This is a genomic window from Paraburkholderia sp. SIMBA_027 (assembly GCF_046535315.1).
Lineage (GTDB): Bacteria > Pseudomonadota > Gammaproteobacteria > Burkholderiales > Burkholderiaceae > Paraburkholderia > Paraburkholderia tropica.
On sequence record NZ_JAWRWY010000068.1, the window covers coordinates 1 to 897 of the forward strand.

The following is an 897-nucleotide window of genomic DNA, read 5'->3' on the forward strand; positions in this document are numbered from 1 at the left end:
GTCCTGAACGGCGTGTATCGCCGCACGCAACAGGCGCGCGATGCCGTGCTGCAACGCGCCGCCGAACTGCGCTCGGGCACCATCGACATCGACACGCCGCTCAAGCGCTGGTTCAATGCCGACGAGGCCCAGCGTCTCGCGGCGCAAAAGGTCGAAACGTGGCTGAAGTCCGTGAATATTGCGGGTTACGCCACCGCTTACACGGCCTTCGCGCGCGGCGACGAAGTCTATGCCGACGGCTGGCACACGATTGCCTGCCCGGCGCTCGTGCTCACGGGTTCGGACGATCCGAACTCCACGCCGGAGATGGCCCGCCAGATGGCCGCCGCGGCGCACCACGGCCAGGCCGTCGTGATCGATGACGAGCGCCACATGGTGAACCTGACGGCGCCCGAAGCCGTCAATCTCGCCCTGCGCGCCTGGTTGCAGACCGCGCCGGTTGCGGAACTCACGAAGTCGGAAGTGTGAAATGAGCCAAGAGACACTCAAAATCAACACCCGAGAATTGCGCGACGCCTTCGGCGCGTTCATGACGGGCGTGACGATCGTCACGACCGCGCGCGACGACGGCCAGCCGCTCGGCTTTACCGCGAATTCGTTTTCGTCGGTGTCGCTGGACCCCGCGTTGCTGCTCGTGAGCATCGCGAAGACGTCGAGCAATTATCAGACGTTTTCCACCACCGGGCACTTCGCGATCAACATCCTCGCGGAAAACCAGAAGGAACTGTCGAACACGTTCGCGCGTCCGAGCGACGATCGCTTCGCGAACGTAAACTGGCAATTGAGCGCCAACCGCAATCCGCTGATCGACGACGTGAGCGCCTGGTTCGACTGCACCACGCACGCGATCATCGACGCGGGCGATCACGCGCTGATCGTCGGCAAGGTGGAAGCGTT

2 protein-coding genes are annotated in these 897 nt (G+C 63.9%); both read left to right on the forward strand.

Going from position 1 to position 897, the window contains the following annotated elements; all coding sequences use genetic code 11:
• Positions 1–468, forward strand: a 468-nt coding sequence (locus SB764_RS38145; protein WP_410866481.1) for an alpha/beta fold hydrolase, incomplete at its 5' end; no start/stop codon positions are given.
• 1 nt (position 469) lies between these two features.
• The coding region (locus tag SB764_RS38150; RefSeq protein ID WP_410866482.1) for a flavin reductase family protein at positions 470–897 on the forward strand (428 nt) is incomplete at its 3' end.